This is a genomic window from Tessaracoccus palaemonis (assembly GCF_019316905.1).
Classification (GTDB): Bacteria; Actinomycetota; Actinomycetes; order Propionibacteriales; family Propionibacteriaceae; genus Arachnia; species Arachnia palaemonis.
On the sequence record NZ_CP079216.1, the window covers coordinates 2,094,982 to 2,111,417 of the forward strand.

A 16,436-nucleotide genomic window follows, 5' to 3' on the forward strand; every position below is an offset into this window, starting at 1 on the left:
CGATCTTCCCTTCTCGTCAGGACAGGTACCGGTTGACCGCCTCCACGAACCGGTCCCCCCGGTCCGCGTAGCCGTCGAACATGTCGAGGCTCGCGCAGCCCGGGGAGAGCAGCACGGTGTCGCCCGGCCCGGCCATCGCCCCGGCCAACGCGACCACCTCGTCCATCACTGAAGTGTGCGTGTCGTCGAGGACGCGGACGGGGACATCCGGCGCGTGTCGGGCAAGGACGTCCGCGATCATCTCGCGGTCGACGCCGATCACGACCGCCCCGCGCATGCGGGAGGCGAACCTCTCGACCAACGCGTCGAAGCTGGTGCCCTTCGCCTGCCCGCCCGCGATCCACACGAACGACTCGTAGGCCTGCATGGCCGAGTCGGCGGCGTGCGGGTTGGTGGCCTTCGAGTCGTCGACCCACGTGACGCCGTCACCGACGGCCACCGTGGAGATGCGGTGGCCCGCGAGGTGCAGGTTCCGCAGGCCCTCGGAGACCGAGCGTGGGGCCACGCCGAGGCTGCGGGTCAGCGCGGCGGCGGCGACGGCGTTGGCGACGTTGTGCGGAGCGAACGGGTGCACGTCGGTGACCTTCGCCAGCTCGAGCGCCGAGGTGCGGCGCTGCGGGACGAACGCGCGGTCGACGATGAGGTCGTCGACGACGCCGATCATCGAGATGTCCGGGATGCCGGTCGTGAACCCGATGGCGCGGGCGCCCTCGACCACGTCGGCCCCCTCGACCATCTCCTCCGTCAGGGGCTCGTCGACGTTGTAGACGCACGCGTCGGTGACGCCGTCGTAGATCTTGGCCTTGTCCGCCGCGTAGCGGGCCATGCCGTCCGGCTCGGAGGCGTACCACTCGAGGTGGTCCTCGTGCAGGTTCAGGACCACGGCGGAGTGCAGGTGGACGTTGTTCATCCAGTGCAGCTGGAAGCTGGAGAGCTCGACGGCGAACACGTCGTACTCGACGTCGTCGAGGACGGCCTCCACGATGGGGCGGCCGATGTTGCCGACGGCGGCGACCTTCCTGCCGTCGGCGCGCAGGATCGACTCGACCATCTGCGTGGTGGTGGTCTTGCCGTTGGTGCCGGTGATGCCGAGCCACGGGATGGCGCGGTCGGGCTGCTGCATGCGCCAGGCGAGCTCGGTCTCCCCCCAGACGGGGATGCCCGCGGCGCGCGCCTGCTGCAGCAGCGGCGCGGTGGGTCGCCAGCCCGGCGAGGTGACGACCAGGTCGGTGCCGGGAGGAAGCTCGGCCGTGACCCCCCTGCCCAGCCTGACGGTGACGTCGAGGTGCTCCAGCAGCGTGGCCTTGTCGGCGTGCGCCTCGGACTCGTCGAGCACCACGACGCGGGCGCCGAGCGACATCAGCCCGTCGGCAGCCGCGAAGCCGGAGACGCCGAGCCCGGCGACGACGACCTGGGCCTCGGGCCAGGGCGACGTCCGGTCGGCGGTGTTGATCCAGTCGAGAGTCACTGTCCGACCACCCATTCGGCGTAGAAGATTCCGATGCCGAGCGCCACGCACAGCCCACAGATGATCCAGAAGCGGATCACGACCGTGACCTCCTGCCACCCGATGAGCTCGAAGTGGTGGTGGATCGGGCTCATCTTGAAGATGCGCTTGCCCTTTGTCGCCTTGAAATACGACACCTGCAGCGCGACCGAGCCGACCTCGATCACGAACAGCAGCCCGAGGACGACCAGCAGCAGTTCGGTGCGGGTCATGATCGACAGGCCGGCCAGCGCGGCGCCGATGCCCATCGAGCCGGTGTCGCCCATGAAGATCTTCGCCGGCTTGGCGTTCCACCACAGGAACCCGAAGCAGGCGGCGGTGAAGGCGATGGCGACGACGGCGAGGTCGTTGGGGTCGCGGACCTCGTAGCAGCGGGGGCCTGCGGTCGAGAGCCTGCCGCACCACTGGTTGAACTGCCAGATGTTGATGATCGTGTAGGCGGCGAACACGAGCGTCGCGCTGCCGGCCGCGAGCCCGTCCAGCCCGTCGGTGATGTTGACGGCATTGGACCAGGCGGCGATCAGGAACACGATGAAGACGACCGCCAGCAGGAGTGGCAGCGTCAGCCAGGAGATGTCCCGCAGGAAGGAGATCGACGGGGACGCCGGCGTCAGCCCGCGCGCGTCGGGGAAGTTGAGCGCGACGACCGCGAAGACGATGCCGATGACGCCCTGGCCGATCAGCTTGCCGCGGGGTGTGAGGCCGAGGCTGCGTTCCTTGGAGATCTTGGCCCAGTCGTCGAGGAACCCGAGGAAGGCCATGGAGGTGGCCAGCCCGAGCACCAGCAGGCCGGACAGGCTCGGGGCCTGCCAGCGGATCAGGTGCACGAGCGTGTAGGACAGCAGCACCGAGCCGAGGATGACCAGGCCGCCCATGGTGGGGGTGCCGCGCTTGACGTAGTGCGCCGTGGGGCCGTCCTCGCGGATGAACTGGCCGTAGTGGCGCTTCGTCAGGAACGAGATGAGCAGGGGGGTGCCGACCAGCGCGAAGAGCATGGACAGTCCGCCCGTGAGCAGGATGTTGATCACGATGCGGCTCCGTCCCGGACGACGAGGTTCGCCGCCACCTTCTCCAGCCCGACCCCGCGGGATGCCTTGATCAGCACGACGTCTCCGGGCGACAGCGACAACGAGGCCGCCACGTCGTCGCGGAGGCTCTCGCGGGCGGGGACACCGCCCTCGAGTGCGCCGGAGACGATGCGGCCGGCGAACTCGCCGACGGCGACGACCTCGCTGATGCCCGCGTCTGCGGCCCGCCTGCCGAGCTCCTCGTGCAGGTCGGCCGCGGTGGGGCCGAGTTCGAGCATGTCGCCGAGCACGGCGACGGCCCGCGCCGTGGGGTGCTCGGCGCGGCTGCCCGCGACCAGCTCGACGGCGGTGCTGAGCGCCACGGCCATGGAGTCGGGGTTGGCGTTGTAGGCGTCGTTGAGGACGAGCACGCCGTCGGGGCGTGGCCGAAGCTCCATGCGCCACTGCGACCGGGTGGTCGCCGAGGAGAGGGCGGCGCCGACGGTGGCCAGGTCGAGGCCTGCGGCGAGCGCGGCGGCCGCGGCGGCGAGCGCGTTGGCGACCTGGTGGCGGCCGATGACCCCCAGCTGGACGCCGACGGAGCGCTCCGCCTGGCCCGCGAAGCGTGCGACGAGCTCGAAGGATGCCTGCGTCAGGGGGTTGAGGGTGACGCCCCGCGCGGTGACCGTCAGGTCCCCGTCCGGGAGGTCGCCCTCCCCGAACCAGGCGACCCGCGCCGAGGCGAGGGCCGCCATGGCGGTGACGCGCGGGTCGTCGGCGTTGAGCACGGCCCACCCCTCGGCGGGCAGGTCCGCGACGATCTCGCTCTTGGCGGCGGCGGTGACCTCAAGGCTGCCGAACTCCCCGACGTGCGCCTGACCGACGTTGAGGCAGACACCGATGTCGAGTCCGACCAGCGACGTGAGCCACGCGATGTGGCCGACGCCGCGCGCGCCCATCTCGGAGACGAGGAAGCGGGTCTCGGAGTCGACTCGGCAGGCGGTGAGCGGAACGCCGATCTCGTTGTTCTGGCTCCCGAGCGGGGCGACGGTGGGGCCGGCGGCCTCGAGGACCTGCGCGAGAAGGTCCTTCGTGCTGGTCTTGCCGGAGCTTCCGGTGATGCCGACGCTCACCATGCCGCGGGCCCGCTCGCGTCTGACGACCCCGCGGGCAACCCAGCTGAGCGCCCGCACCGGGTCCTCGGCCAGGATGTGCGGGACGTCCGCGTCCGTCAGGTGGGTGCCGAGGACCGCGCCGGCGCCGCGCTCGACGGCGGGGCGCGCGAAGTCGTGTCCGTCCACGTGCTCGCCGGTGATCGCGACGAACAGCGCGCCGTCGGTGGCGGCCCGGCTGTCGATGACGACATCGGGGCCGACGGGTCCGTCATCGCCCACCAGCTCTACCTCGGCCGGCTGCATCAGCTCGATCAGCTCAGCCACGGTTGTCGCACGCATGCGGGGTTCCTTCCTCTCCCAGGCGGCGCCACTGCTCAGCGGCCTCCTCCACATCGTCGAAGTCCACTGTCGCGTCGGCCAGGATCTGGCCGCGCTCGTGTCCCTTTCCGAGAATCGCCACCACACTACCGGGGCGGGCCCTGCGCAACGCTTCCGCGATGGCCGCCCTTCTGCCCGGCACCTCCAGGACGTGGGCGCCCGGCACGGCCCTGGCACCCTCGAGGGTCTGCGCCCGGATGACGGCGGGATCCTCGGTTCGGGGGTTGTCGTCGGTGATGATGGTCAGGGCGCTGCCGCGGGCCGCCGCGGCACCCATCTCGGGGCGTTTCGCCGCGTCTCGGTCGCCGCCGCAGCCGATGACGGTGATGACGTCGCCCTCCACCGCCAGCGATTCGACGGCCGCGCCGACGGCCTGCGGGGTGTGCGCGAAGTCGACGACGACGAGCGGCGCACCCTCCCCCAGATCGACGCGCTGCATGCGGCCGGGCACCTGTGCCGCGCCGAGGCCCTCGACCGCGGTCGCCGTGGGCACCCCCACGGCCTCGAGCATCGCGAGCGCCACGGCCGCGTCGATCATGTTGTAGCGGCCCGGCAGCGACAGCCGCAGCTCGAGGGGCTCCCCGTCCCGCGTGACGGTCGCCGCCCCCGCGAGCGAACCCAGGTCGCGGTAGCCGGTCAGGAGATAGTCGACATCGCCCCCGGAGCCGACCGTCACCAGTCGACTGGCGCCGTGCGCGCGGACGCGGGCGGCGAGCTCCGCCCCGCGGGGGTCGTCGACCCAGATGACGCTGACCCGGGCGCGGCCCGGCTCGAAGAGCCGCGCCTTCGCCTCGAAGTACTCCTCCAGCGAGTGGTGGAAGTCGAGGTGGTCGCGGCCGAGGTTCAGGAAGCCCACGGCGTCGAAGACGATGCCGTCGGCCCGCGACAGGGCCAGGGCATGCGAGCTGACCTCGAGCGCGACCGCGTCCGCTCCGCCCTCGGCCATCACGGCGAGCAGCGCCTGGAGATCCGGGGACTCGGGAGTCGTGACGGTGGAACGCGACGAGCGGATCTCGTCGACGCCGAGCCTGAAGCCGATGGTGCCGATGGTGCCGGCCAGCTGCCCTGCGCGGGCCAGTCCCGCCTGCAGCAGGGCGACGGTGGTGGTCTTGCCGTTCGTGCCGGTGACGCCGAGCATCGTCATCGATTCCGCAGGCTCGCCGAACACGCGCGCAGAAATCACGGCCATGGCGTGGCGCACATCGGCGGCGACCAGGACGGGGAGGCCTGCCTCGCGTGCCAACGCCTCGCCGTCGGCGTCGGTGATGATCCCGGCGGCGCCTGCCGCGGCGGCCTGCTCCGCGAAGGAGGCGCCGTGCACACGGGTGCCGGGGAGCCCGACGTAGAGCCAGCCGGGCCTCACCGAGCGTGAGTCCTGCGTGATGCCTGTGACGTCGGCGGCGGCGGAGGTGTCGCCCAGCAGACCCAGTCCGTCGGTCAGGCTGCTGAGCGGGGCACGCCGCAGGCTCGTCGGGCGAAGCAGGCTGTCCATCAGTCGAACGTCAGCGGGGTGTCGTAGGGGTCGGTCGTGGAGGGGGCGACGTTGTAGCGCGGCAGCGCCATCTTCAGGATGTTGTTGACGACCGGCAGCGCGAGCCGTGAGCCGAGGTTGCCGTTGGTCGGCTGGTCGAGCACGACATAGACGACGAGCTGCGGATCCTCGACGGGGGCGACGCCGACGTAGGAGGACGTGAAGCCGTTGTAGCACATGCAGTCGGCATCGAAGCGCTGCGCGGTGCCGGACTTGCCCGCGGTGCGGTAGCCCGGGATCGCACGGTTCTCGTTGAGGGTGACGACGGACTCCATCATCTCCAGCACCGTCGAGGAGGCCTCCTCGGAGATCACGCGACGCTCCGTCGGCTCGTCGAGGGCGATCTCGGTGCCGTCGGCGGCCGTCGCCGAGGCGATGATGGTGGGCTGGTGGTAGACGCCGCCGTTGACCACTGCTGCGACAGCGGAGGTCATCTGCACCGCGTTGACGCTGAGGCCCTGCCCGAAGGAGATCTGGTCGCGGGTGTAGTCGGCCATGTCGTCGGCGGGCAGGCTGCCCGATGTCTCGCCGGGCAGCCCGATGCCGGAGCGGGTCCCGAGCCCGAACTTCTTCAGGTAGCCCGCGAGCGTGGCCTTGTCCATCTGCCTCGACAGCTGGATCGTGCCGATGTTGGAGGACTGAGCGATGATGCCGGCCGCGGTCAGGTTGAGGGTGCCGTGCTCGAAGGAGTCCCGCACGTAGCCGTCACCCGAGGCGATGCGGGCGGGGACGACGACCTTCGTGGTGGGGGTCACGAGGCCCTGGTCGGCCAGCGCGGCCATGGTCAGCACCTTCTCGACCGATCCGGGCTCGTATGCCTGCGTGACGGCACGGTTGCCGAGGTCCTCGGCGTCGGCGCTCCCCGGGCTCGACGAGTCGAAACTCGGGCCGTTGGCCAGCGCGAGGACCTCGCCGGTCCTGGCGTTCATCACTACTGCCGTGCCCGTCTTCGCGCCGGCCTGGTCCATGCCCTCGGCGAGGAACTGCTCGACCATCCACTGGAGGTCCGAATCGATCGTGAGCCGGTAGCTGGCGCCGTCCACGGCGGGCTCGGAGATGCTCATGCCGAGCGGGATGGTGCCGTACGTCGACGAGTCGTAGATCATCGAGCCGGCGGTGCCCTCCAGGTCGTCGTCCAGGGCGTACTCGAGGCCCGAGACACCGACACCCTCGGCGTTGAGGAAGCCGACGATGTTGGAGGCGACCGTCCGGTTCGGGTAGACGCGGATCGGGTCGGAGTCGCCGAACACGCCGTACCAGGGTCGCTTGCCGTCGCCGTCCATGCCGAGCTGGAGGTCGGCCTTGAGCGCCGTGAAGGTCGCGGCCGGGACCTTGCGTGCGATGACCTTGTAGCGCGAGTTCTCCGTCGCGATGGCGTCGAGGTAGTCCTGCTTCCTCCCCCCGAGGTGCTCGACGAGCAGGTCGGCGACGGCCTCGGGGGCCGCGGCCGCCTCCTCCTGCTTGCGCTCGCTCATCGCGTAGCGCTTGTCGGCCCCGTTGGTGCGCACCATGTCGGGGTCGATCGAGACGATCATGGCGGGCTCGGTGGTGGCCAGCACGACGCCGTTCCGGTCGGTGATGGACCCACGGGTGGCGGGCAGCGTGCGGGTGGACTTCGTCTTGGCCGCGGCCTGCGCTGCGTAGGCCTGGGAGTCGATGCCCTGCAGCTGCACCGCGCGGCCCGCGCCGACGGCCAGCACGAGCATCACGACGACGAGGAAGACGCGGATCCGCACGGTCGTGCGGCCCACCGTGAGGCGGACGGACTTGCGGTAGCGGCGCGGGGCGGACCGCGAGGTCGGCTTCGCGGGGCCTCGTCGCTGGGTCACTGGTCCTCCTGCGTGGCGTCGTCGGCCGCCGACGTTATCAGGCTCTCCTCGCTCGTCTCGTCTGCCACGCTGGCGTCCCCGGTGTCCGCCTCTTCGGCCTCCCCGTCGGTCGTCGTGGTCGTCGTCGTGACCGGGACGCTCTCCTCGGCGGCGGAGCTGGATCCGCGGAGGAAGGGCATCTCCTTACCCGTGACGGGGGTTGGATCGCCGGTGACGGAGCTGTCGCCCAGGTTGATGAACGCCGGGTACGGGTTGGGCACCATGCCGAGCTCCGTGGCACGCATCGCGAGCGCGCTCGCGCTGGAGAGGCGCTGCAGCTGCGAGGTGAGTGCCGCAGTCTCGTAGCCGAGTTCCGTCGCCTCCCGGCGCAGGGCGGTCACCTCCCGGGACTGCGCACCCACGGAGGTGCTGACCACCATGACGGCGCCCAGCCCGAGCGTGATGAGGCCGAGGATGATCCCGACGAAGCCCAGCGTGGAGACGGTCGCGGTGGGCGTCTGGACGACGCTCAGCTTCGGCCTCCTCCTCCCGGCATGTCCCGGGGCGTCGAGATGCTCGATCAGCTCCGCACTCATGAGGCCTCCCTGATCCGCTCGGCGACGCGCAGCCGCGCCGACGCTGCTCGTGGGTTGGTCGCGGTCTCCTCGGCGCCCGGCCGCTCGGCTCCCCGCGTGAGGAGGCGCAGCTCGGCCCGCAGGTTCTCCGGCACCACGGGCAGGTCCCGCGGCGCGCGGTCGGCCGCGCCCGCGGCGAAGGTGCGTTTCACGAGGCGGTCCTCGAGGGAGTGGTAGCTGAGCACCGCGAACCGGCCACCGACGGCGAGCGCGGCCACGGCCGCCGGGAGCACCCCCTCCAGCGCCGCGAGCTCACGGTTGACCTCGATGCGCAGGGCCTGAAAGGTCCGCTTGGCCGGGTGGCCGCCCGTGTGGCGGGCCGCGGCGGGGATCGCGGAGGAGATGACGTCGACGAGCCTGCCGGATCGCTCGAACGGCGCGTCCTGGCGCGCCGCGACGACCGCGCGCGCGATGCGGTCCGCGAATCGCTCCTCGCCGTACCACTTCAGGATGCGGGCCAGCTCGCCGGCGGAGTAGGTGTTGAGCACATCGGCCGCGGTCGGCCCCTGCGTGGGGTTCATCCGCATGTCCAGCGGCGCGTCGACACGGTAGGCGAAGCCCCGCTCGGTGCGGTCGATCTGCAGAGACGAGAGCCCGAGGTCCAGCAGGATGGCGTCGACGCTGCCGATGCCGAGGTCGGTGAGCACGTCCGGCAGCTCGTCGTAGACCGCCTGCACGAGCGTCGCCCGGTCCGCGAGGGCCCCCAGCCGCTCCCTGGCCACCTCGTGGGCGTCGGGGTCCCGGTCGATGCCGACGAGCCTCGCCTCGGGGTTCGCGGCCAGGATGGCGCTGGCGTGGCCCGCCAGGCCGAGGGTGCCGTCCACATAGACCGCCCCGGGCCGCTGCAGGGCAGGGCTGAGCAGCTCGACGATCCGGTCGATCATGACCGGATCGTGAACGTCGGTGAACCCTGTCATCCGCCTCGATCCTTCGCTCGCCTTGCTTGTGCGTCTCCTGCCGCCCGCTGGTTTCCTTCCGGGCCGGGCCTGACATCGGGGAAGTGACGTCAGGGCCGGGACCGGCCGGAAACCACCGGGCGGGTTCACGTGCCCGTGAAGGCCGTGAACTCTCCGTCCATGTCCGAGAAGTCCGACTCCTGCTCCTCGGCGTACCTGTTCCACGTCTCGGCGTCCCAGATCTCGGCGCGGTCACCCGCCCCGATCACCACGACGTCCCGCTCCAGCCCCGCATAGGCACGCAGGTGGGGAGGAATGGTGACCCTGCCCTGGGAGTCGAGCCTGTCGTCGCTGGCCGCGGCCATCACCATGCGCTGATAGCTGCGGACCTGCCTCAGGGTGTTGGGGGCGGAGGCGAGGTTCGACATCTTGTTCAGAAAGTCGGCCTGGGGGTACACCGCGAGCGCGTGCTCCTGGGACTTGGTCATGACCAGCCCGTCGGCGAAAGCGTCACGGAACTTGGCGGGCACGATGAGGCGGCCCTTGTCGTCGAGCTTCGGCGAGTACGTACCGAGAAACATCGATCGGGCCCCCTTTCTGCTCCCAGCACCGCCCAATCCCCTCCATTTGCCCCCACATTACCCCACTTCCCTCCACTCGCCCACCCCTTTCGTCACCGGATCCCAAGTTCACGGAGAAAGCGCGGGGCCGCGCCGAGGCGGCCGCTCGGTAGGCTGGGCGCGCCGCAGTACTTTCTAAGGAGCCCTGGTGGACCAGATCCCGACGCCGTCGCTGCCGGAGGTGGCACTCCTCGCCAACCGCATCACCGACGAGATGGCCCGCGTGATCGAGGGCAAGCAGGCGCAGCTCAGGATGGCCGTGACGGTTCTCCTCGCGGAGGGCCACCTGCTGATCGAGGACGTGCCGGGCGTCGGGAAGACCGTCCTGGCGAAGGCGCTGGGACGGTCCATCGCCGGCGACGTGCGGCGCATCCAGTTCACGCCGGACCTGCTGCCCTCCGACGTCACCGGCGTGTCGGTGTTCAACCAGTCGACGCGGGAGTTCGAGTTCAAGAGGGGCGGGATCTTCGCCAACGTGGTCCTCGGCGACGAGATCAACCGCGCCTCGCCGAAGACCCAGTCGGCGCTGCTGGAGGCCATGGCCGAGAGCCAGGTCTCCGTCGACGGCACCACCTACCCGCTTACCGGGCCCTTCATGGTGATCGCGACGCAGAACCCCATCGAGATGGAGGGGACCTATCCCCTGCCCGAGGCGCAGCGCGACCGCTTCATGGCCCGCATCACGATGGGATACCCCGACCGCAGCGCCGAGGTGGCGATGCTGGCGCACCACGCCGGCGGCGACGAGCTGGCCGCCGTGCAACCCGTGACGAACGTGGCGACGGTGGCCGCGGCCATCCGCGCGGTGCGCGCCGTCTACGTCGCGCCCGTCATCAACGACTACATCGTCTCGATCGTCGACGCCACGCGGCACCACCCCGACCTGAGGCTCGGCGCCAGCCCGCGCGCAGGCCTGCACCTCCTGCGCGCCTCGCGGGTGGTGGCCGCCCTCTCCGGCCGCGACTACGTCATCCCCGAGGACGTCTCCGCGCTGGCCGTCGATGTCCTCGCCCACCGCATCCTCCCCACTGTCGAGGCGCAGGTGGCCCGCAGGCAGCCGGCGGCCATCATCCGGGCCGCCGTCGCCGCCATCCCGCTGCCAGAGCGGCGGTGACCGCGTGGCACGCGGGGCGCGGCTGACCGGCCGCGGCTGGGCCCTGGTGGTCATCGGGCTCGTCGCGACGGTCGGGGCCGCGATCGCCGGGGAGCGCGACCTCATCTGGGTGACCGCCGTGCCGGTGTTCCTGCCGCTGCTGGGCCTCGCGCACCTGACCCTCGACCCGCCCCGCATCACGCACCGTCGCACCGTCGAGCCCGGGACGGTCGCGATCGGCGAGTCGGCGCGGGTGGTCGTCGAGATCCGCAGCGCCTCCACGACGCAGGCCGCCGCCCTGCGTTTCACCGACCACGCGCCGGCGGCGCTGGGCGACGGCGCACGGTTCGGCATCGCCCGCGGCTTCGGCTCGTGGCGGCAGGCCGTCGGCTACACGATCGCCACGACCCAGCGGGGCCGCTACGAGATCGGTCCGCTCGCCGCCGAGGCCACCGACGCGCTCGCGCTGGCCCGGATCCGCGTCGCGGCGGACGGGCCCGCCACCTCGCTGCGCGTGACCCCGCACCTGTGGCGCCTCGGCTCGCTGACGGCCAGCCCCCGCCTCGGCGCCGCCGACGCCACCCCTCAGCGGATCGGCCAGGCGGGCAGCGACGACGTGCTGGTACGCGAGCACCGCCACGGAGACGACCTGCGACGGGTGCACTGGAAGATGACGGCCCGGCAGGGCGACCTCATGGTTCGGCTCGAGGAGCACCCGTGGGACCCGTCGAGCACACTGGTCGTCGACACCCGCACGGGCGCGCACTTCGGGCAGGGTCCGGGCTCCTCACTGGAATGGGCCGTCTCGGCCGTCACGTCGGTCGCCGCGCAGCTCACCGAGGGCCGGCACCGGCTCACGATCGTGTCGCCCGCAGGGTTGGCCTGCGACCCCGGCCATACGCTGGGCGAGGCCGCGCGCCAGCTGGTGCTCGAGGCCATGACGGACCTCGCCTCCTCCGAGGAGACGTGGCTCGGCGCGGCCGTCGCGGACCCTCAGCTGCTCGGCGCGTCCGCCACCATCGTCGCCGCGACCGGCAGGCTCACGGCCCGCGACGCAGCGGCCCTTGCCGCGGCCGGGACCAGGGCGCTCAGCAGGGTCGCACTGGCCCCCGACGTCGAGGCCTGGGGCGGAGAGCCCGGAGAGCACGCGGACGCGCTCCGCCTCCTGCGCAACCACGGGTGGACCGTTGAGCTGTACGGCCCGCACACGGGCGTGGCGGACGCGTGGCGGAGGGCGACGACATGAGGCACCGCTGGGTCGGCCACGTCGCGATCGCGGCGGCCGTGTGGCTGTCGCTGGTGCCGCTGGGCGCGATGCTGGACGGGCAGCGCATCCTGACGGCCGCGGTGCCGCTGATCGTGGCGTCGGCGGCGGTCGGGAGCCTGCTGAGCCTGCTGCGACTGCCGCGCGGTGCGATCTTCGTCGCGCAGGGGGTCGCCGTCGTCGGGGTGCTCCTGTGGCGCGGGCTGACGCTCGCCGGCCCCGGGACGCCGGTCGAGGCACTCAGGTCGCTCACGCTGGAGGGCGTCTCGGCGATCCGCACGGGCGCCGCCCCACTCCAGATCACCGACGGGGTCGCGTGGTTGTGCCTGCTGCTGACGGCCGTGCTGCTGCTCATGGTCCAGCTGCTGGCCGACTCCCTCGAGCAGCCGGGCTGGTCCATCGCCCCGCTTGGCCTGGTGTTCGGCATCGCCGCCCTCATCCTGCTCGGGGACGTGCCGTGGCTCTACGCCCTCCCCGTGATCGCCGCCTACATCATCGTCCTGCTGGTCGCCACGCCCATGGGCCGAGACGCCGCAGGCGGGGCCTCTCGGCTGCTGGCCTTCCAGGCCTCACGGGCCCTGACCGCGTGCGTCGCAGGCCTGACCGCGGCAGCGCTGGCGCTCGGCGTCTCGGCCGTCGTGCCGCTGGGCAATCAGCAGGCCTGGCAGGAGCCCGGGTCCAGCGGCCCGATCCAGCTCGCCGACCCCACCCTGCAGCTGGATCAGGACCTGCGTCGCCCGATCGACGCCCGGGTGCTGACCTACACCTCCGACACGGGTCGGCCCACCTACCTGCGCACCGTCGCGCTCACGCAGCTGACGTCCGACGGCGCGCAGCTGGTGCCGATGACGCTGAGCCGCTTCGGCCTGGGCAGCGCCTCCCCCTACCCCGGCGAGGACGTCTCCGTCACCGTCGAGATGGCGGTGCCGTCGGACTACCTGCCCGTCCCGTTCGCGCCGCGCTCCATCAGCGCCGCCGGCACCTGGGCCTTCGACCCCGAGACGCTCAGCATCGTCGCATCCGGGCCGGAGCGGGCGCAGCAGAGCGTCGGGCTGACCTACACCGCCACGGCGCGGCAGCCGGACCCGACGCGCGACGAGATCGCTCAGGCCTCCGCTGGCTCCGGCGTCCCCGCCGTCACGACCGAGATCCCCGACGGACTCGACGACGGCGTGCAGCAGCTCCTCGACTCCATCCTGGCGACAGCCGACGACACCGACGGGGCGGCCGCGCTGGCCATCCAGGACTTCCTGCGCTCCAACCGCTTCGAGTACTCGCTGTCCGCCCCCGCCTCCACCGGGCTCGGCACCATCAGCAACTTCCTCCTCACCGATCGCTCCGGCTACTGCGTGCACTTCGCGATGGGCATGGCAGTACTGGCCAGGATGGCCGGCATCCCGTCGCGCATCGCCGTCGGCTTCGCGCCCGGCGACGAGACCTCCCCGGGCACCTTCGAGGTGACGGCGCATGACGCGCACGCCTGGCCGGAGCTGTACCTCGAGGGTCTCGGCTGGGTCCCCTTCGAGCCGACCCCCGCCTTCTCAGGACCGGCCGGCACCTCCGGCACCACCGGGCCACAGGAGGAACCGAGCGCCGAGCCGACGCCGGAGGAGACGCAGCCCGAGGCCACCCCGGAGCCGGGGCAGCCGACGGCCGAGCCGACGGCACCGGGAGTCGCGACGGGGGACGAGTCGTCGGGCCGCGGCAACGGTGCCGGGGTCTTCGCGGCGCTTGCCGTGCTGGCGCTGCTGGTGGCGCCGGGCGTCGCCCGGGTCGTCCAGCGGCGGCGACGGCTCGCCCGCTCTCAGCCCGCCGCCACGGCGGCCGACGGGGCCTGGGACGAGGTGCGTGCCACCTACCTCGACCATGGCCTCGACTGGCCGTCCGGGTCTCCCGTGCCGGCGGCGGCCGTCGCTGCCGGGCGGCTCGCACCGGAGGGGGCCGCCGCGCTGCGCTCCCTGGCGGCCCTGGTCGAGCGGAGCCGCTTCGCCCGCGACGGCGAGTCTCCGCCCCCCGCGGAGCTGGTCTCCACCGTGCTCGGCGCGGTCGCGCACGCGGTGCCGATGCGCCGTCGACTGCTGGCCAGGTTCCTGCCTGCCTCCATGCTCACGGGGCGGCGAGGGTAGGCTTCTCCTGGTTGCGCGGCAACATAGAATCGAATGCACCACAACCCGATAGGGGGACCCCATGGCGCTTTCTGAACAGGAACGCAAGCTGCTGGAGCAGCTTGAGGCGTCCCTCATGGCTGAGGACCCGAAGCTCGCGGACACGCTGAGCGGCAACGCCGAGGTCCGCGTCCACCGCCGCAGGGCCGCCTTCGCCGGCCTGGGGTTCGTGCTCGGCATTCTGGTCCTGCTCGGTGGCGTCCAGGTGCACTGGACCGTCAGCGTCCTCGGGTTCCTCGTGATGCTGGCGTCCGCCCTCGTCGGGATCGGCTCCTGGCGCCGGGTCGGCGACGACGGCGGCCAGCCGGCCAGGCCGTCGGCCGGCCCCTCGAAGCCGACGCCGTCACAGGAGCCGACCTCAGACTTCATGGACCGCCTCGAGGAGCGCTGGCGCCGCCGCCAGGAGGGCGGCGACAACTAGGCCCCCTCGCGCACCTGGGCCTCGAGCCACGCGAGCAGCGACGTCAGCTGCGCGGGGTCCGCGCCGGTTGCCTCGGGGTGCCACTGCACCCCCACCATCGCCCGCGCCGGGTGCTCGATGCCCTCGATCAGCCCGTCGTGGCGCGCCCAGGCGGACGCGCGCAGCCCGTCGCCCAACGTGCGGACGGCCTGGTGATGTCCACTGCAGACCACGAGGTGCTCCGCGCCGACGGCGTCGGCCAGCCGCGTCCCGGGCAGGACGTCGACGTCGTGCCGGAGCATCTCACCCTGACCGTCTGCCACGCGGTGCTCGTCGGCATTGGTCAGATGAGGCTCGAGCGTTCCGCCGAAGGCGACGTTGAGCAGGTGCAGCCCGCGGCAGATGCCCAGCAGCGGGATGCGGTCGGCGTGGCAGGCCTGGATGACGGCCAGCGACCGGCGGTCCGCCGTCGCAAGGTGGTCCCCCGAGCCGGGGTACTCGGCGCGTCCTCCGTAGTACCGGGGGTCCACGTCGTGTCCCCCGAGCAGGACGACGGCGTCCGTGTCCGCCAGCGCCGCGTGCCAGTCGTGGTCGCTGCAGTCCTGCAGGCCGAGCAGGGTGGTACTCCAGCCGTCGTCCGCGGCCGCCCGCACCGTGTTCTCCGCGAGCCCGGTCAGCAGTTCGCCGAACCAGCCTTGTTCGTAGTGGGTTGCTGGAGCCAGGATGAGCAGCTTCATGGCTCGATCCAACCGGGCAAAGGTTGCGATCGCGTGTCGGCCGCTTAACGGTTGACGCTTCGCGTGTAAATCCCCCGTGCCGCGCTCCGCCCCTACTCCGCGCCGGTTGTCACCGCAGGGCGGCGCGTCAGGCGGGCACGCCGGAGGGCGTGCGGGCCGAACCGCAGCACGAGGTTGTCCGTCGCGGCATCGGCCTCCCCCCAGCCGCGGGCCGGGTCGTCGAGCGCCGGCTGCTCGTACGTGACGGACTTCGGCACGAGCTTCTCGGCCCGCACGCCGACCCGCCGGATCCGGGCCCGCTGCAGATTGAGTCGGCGGAACAGCCGCATGGCCTCGGCGTGGATGTCGTTCGTCCTGTCGGTGTAGGCGGGCAGTGTCCCGGTGCGGGTGATGGTGGTGAAGTCGGCGAACCGCACCGACAGCGTGACGGTCCGGCCCACCATCTGCTGCGCACGCATCCGGGAGGCCGTCCGCTCCGCCATCCGCAGGATCTCGGTGGCGACCAGGTCTGCGTCGTCGGTGTCGTGACCGAACGTCTCCTGCGACCCGACGCTGTGTTCGGCAGGCTCGCGGGCGAGCACCGAACGGTCGTCGCGTCCCCAGGAGAGGTCGTACAGCAACGACCCCTGCGTGTCCCCGAGCGCCCGGCACAACGTGGCCCTCGGCGTGCTGGCGATGTCGCGGACGGTGTCGAGCCCCAGGCGGTGCAGCTTGGTGGCCGTCGCCTCCCCCACCCCCCAGACGGCCTCGACGGGCAGCGGGTGCAGGAACGAGACGACATCGGAGGCGGGCACCCGCAGCATGCCGTCGGGCTTGGCATGGTTGGAGGCGAGCTTGGCGATGAACTTGCTCGGCCCCATGCCCACCGAGCAGGGCACGCCCTGCTCGTCGGCTATCTGCGCGCGGAGGCCGGCCGCGACCTCGTCCGGGTCCCCGCCGAGCCTGCGCATGGCGGTGGTCAGGTCGAGGAAGGCCTCGTCGATCGAGGCCATCTCCACGCGGTCCGTCACGGTGTCGAAGATCTCCTCGATGCCGGCGGATACCTCCCCGTAGTGGTCGAAGTCCGGCGGCACGACGGCGACCTGCGGGCAGAGCCTGCGGGCCCGGCTCGACGGCATGCCTCCCGCGATGCCGTACCGGCGGGCAGGGTAGTTGGCCGACAGCACCACGCCCCGCGTGGAGCCGCCGACGAACATCGGCACCTCCCGGAGCTCCGGGTGCCTCGCCATCTCGACCGAGGCGTAGAACGCGTCCATGTCGACGTGTGCGATCAGTGTCAT

General features: G+C 72.0%; 14 protein-coding genes. 4 read left to right on the top strand and 10 right to left on the bottom strand.

Features of this window, described 5'->3' with window-relative positions; genetic code table 11:
• Positions 1-16: 16 nt before the first annotated feature.
• From murD to mraZ, 8 genes are all read right to left on the bottom strand, one after another.
• Entirely contained in the window at positions 17-1,483 is a 1,467-nt protein-coding gene (gene murD / locus KDB89_RS09520) for a UDP-N-acetylmuramoyl-L-alanine--D-glutamate ligase (RefSeq protein ID WP_219080510.1), read from the bottom strand.
• On the bottom strand, positions 1,465-2,535 hold the full coding sequence (mraY, locus tag KDB89_RS09525) for a phospho-N-acetylmuramoyl-pentapeptide-transferase (RefSeq protein WP_219080512.1): 1,071 nt from the start codon (positions 2,533-2,535) through the stop codon (positions 1,465-1,467). The genes murD and mraY overlap by 19 nt, the downstream gene beginning before the upstream one ends.
• Complete coding sequence (locus KDB89_RS09530; RefSeq protein WP_219080514.1) at positions 2,532-3,968, bottom strand: UDP-N-acetylmuramoyl-tripeptide--D-alanyl-D-alanine ligase; 1,437 nt, start codon at positions 3,966-3,968, stop codon at positions 2,532-2,534. The genes mraY and KDB89_RS09530 overlap by 4 nt, the downstream gene beginning before the upstream one ends.
• Positions 3,946-5,499 (bottom strand): UDP-N-acetylmuramoyl-L-alanyl-D-glutamate--2,6-diaminopimelate ligase, encoded by a 1,554-nt coding sequence (locus KDB89_RS09535; RefSeq protein WP_219080516.1) that lies wholly within the window; start codon positions 5,497-5,499, stop codon positions 3,946-3,948. Before KDB89_RS09535 ends, KDB89_RS09530 begins: the two co-directional genes overlap by 23 nt.
• Positions 5,499-7,244 carry a peptidoglycan D,D-transpeptidase FtsI family protein gene (locus KDB89_RS09540; protein WP_219084272.1) on the bottom strand — a complete coding sequence of 582 codons (1,746 nt, stop codon included), beginning with the start codon at positions 7,242-7,244 and terminating at the stop codon, positions 5,499-5,501. The genes KDB89_RS09535 and KDB89_RS09540 overlap by 1 nt, the downstream gene beginning before the upstream one ends.
• A 119-nt stretch (positions 7,245-7,363) precedes the next feature.
• Complete coding sequence (ftsL, locus tag KDB89_RS09545) at positions 7,364-7,942, bottom strand: cell division protein FtsL (protein ID WP_219080518.1); 579 nt, start codon at positions 7,940-7,942, stop codon at positions 7,364-7,366.
• Entirely contained in the window at positions 7,939-8,898 is a 960-nt protein-coding gene (gene rsmH, locus KDB89_RS09550) for a 16S rRNA (cytosine(1402)-N(4))-methyltransferase RsmH (protein WP_219080520.1), read from the bottom strand. Before rsmH ends, ftsL begins: the two co-directional genes overlap by 4 nt.
• A gap of 125 nt (positions 8,899-9,023) precedes the next feature.
• Entirely contained in the window at positions 9,024-9,458 is a 435-nt protein-coding gene (gene mraZ, locus KDB89_RS09555) for a division/cell wall cluster transcriptional repressor MraZ (RefSeq protein ID WP_219080522.1), read from the bottom strand.
• A gap of 253 nt (positions 9,459-9,711) precedes the next feature.
• On the opposite strand from mraZ, the gene KDB89_RS09560 reads away from it, so the two are divergent.
• From KDB89_RS09560 to KDB89_RS09575, 4 genes are all read left to right on the top strand, one after another.
• Positions 9,712-10,611 carry an AAA family ATPase gene (locus KDB89_RS09560; RefSeq protein ID WP_219084273.1) on the top strand — a complete coding sequence of 300 codons (900 nt, stop codon included), beginning with the start codon at positions 9,712-9,714 and terminating at the stop codon, positions 10,609-10,611.
• 4 nt (positions 10,612-10,615) lie between these two features.
• Positions 10,616-11,836, top strand: coding sequence for a DUF58 domain-containing protein (locus tag KDB89_RS09565; RefSeq protein WP_219080524.1), 1,221 nt, complete (start codon positions 10,616-10,618; stop codon positions 11,834-11,836).
• Positions 11,833-13,980, top strand: a complete 2,148-nt coding sequence (locus KDB89_RS09570) for a transglutaminase TgpA family protein (protein ID WP_219080526.1) — start codon at positions 11,833-11,835, stop codon at positions 13,978-13,980. The genes KDB89_RS09565 and KDB89_RS09570 overlap by 4 nt, the downstream gene beginning before the upstream one ends.
• Before the next feature lie 61 nt (positions 13,981-14,041).
• Entirely contained in the window at positions 14,042-14,440 is a 399-nt protein-coding gene (locus tag KDB89_RS09575; RefSeq protein ID WP_219080528.1) for an SCO2097 family morphological protein, read from the top strand.
• On the opposite strand, the gene KDB89_RS09580 is transcribed toward KDB89_RS09575, so the two are convergent.
• The gene (locus KDB89_RS09580; RefSeq protein WP_219080530.1) at positions 14,437-15,156 is read right to left on the bottom strand and encodes a gamma-glutamyl-gamma-aminobutyrate hydrolase family protein; all 720 of its coding nucleotides are present in this window, start codon (positions 15,154-15,156) and stop codon (positions 14,437-14,439) included. The two genes, KDB89_RS09575 and KDB89_RS09580, sit on opposite strands and share 4 nt — an antisense overlap.
• 92 nt (positions 15,157-15,248) lie before the next feature.
• Positions 15,249-16,436 (bottom strand): DNA polymerase IV, encoded by a 1,188-nt coding sequence (dinB, locus tag KDB89_RS09585; protein ID WP_219080532.1) that lies wholly within the window; start codon positions 16,434-16,436, stop codon positions 15,249-15,251.

Excerpts from the sequence above, each read along its gene's own strand:
- murD (WP_219080510.1), bottom strand. The coding sequence starts at position 1,483 with ATGGGTGGTCGGACAGTGACTCTCGACTGGATCAACACCGCCGACCGG.
- KDB89_RS09530 (WP_219080514.1), bottom strand. The coding sequence starts at position 3,968 with ATGCGTGCGACAACCGTGGCTGAGCTGATCGAGCTGATGCAGCCGGCC.
- KDB89_RS09535 (WP_219080516.1), bottom strand. The coding sequence starts at position 5,499 with ATGGACAGCCTGCTTCGCCCGACGAGCCTGCGGCGTGCCCCGCTCAGC.
- KDB89_RS09540 (WP_219084272.1), bottom strand. The coding sequence starts at position 7,244 with ATGCTCGTGCTGGCCGTCGGCGCGGGCCGCGCGGTGCAGCTGCAGGGC.
- ftsL (WP_219080518.1), bottom strand. The coding sequence starts at position 7,942 with ATGAGTGCGGAGCTGATCGAGCATCTCGACGCCCCGGGACATGCCGGG.
- rsmH (WP_219080520.1), bottom strand. The coding sequence starts at position 8,898 with ATGACAGGGTTCACCGACGTTCACGATCCGGTCATGATCGACCGGATC.
- mraZ (WP_219080522.1), bottom strand. The coding sequence starts at position 9,458 with ATGTTTCTCGGTACGTACTCGCCGAAGCTCGACGACAAGGGCCGCCTC.
- KDB89_RS09560 (WP_219084273.1), top strand. The coding sequence starts at position 9,712 with ATGGCCCGCGTGATCGAGGGCAAGCAGGCGCAGCTCAGGATGGCCGTG.
- KDB89_RS09570 (WP_219080526.1), top strand. The coding sequence starts at position 11,833 with ATGAGGCACCGCTGGGTCGGCCACGTCGCGATCGCGGCGGCCGTGTGG.
- KDB89_RS09575 (WP_219080528.1), top strand. The coding sequence starts at position 14,042 with ATGGCGCTTTCTGAACAGGAACGCAAGCTGCTGGAGCAGCTTGAGGCG.
- KDB89_RS09580 (WP_219080530.1), bottom strand. The coding sequence starts at position 15,156 with ATGAAGCTGCTCATCCTGGCTCCAGCAACCCACTACGAACAAGGCTGG.
- dinB (WP_219080532.1), bottom strand. The coding sequence starts at position 16,436 with ATGACACTGATCGCACACGTCGACATGGACGCGTTCTACGCCTCGGTC.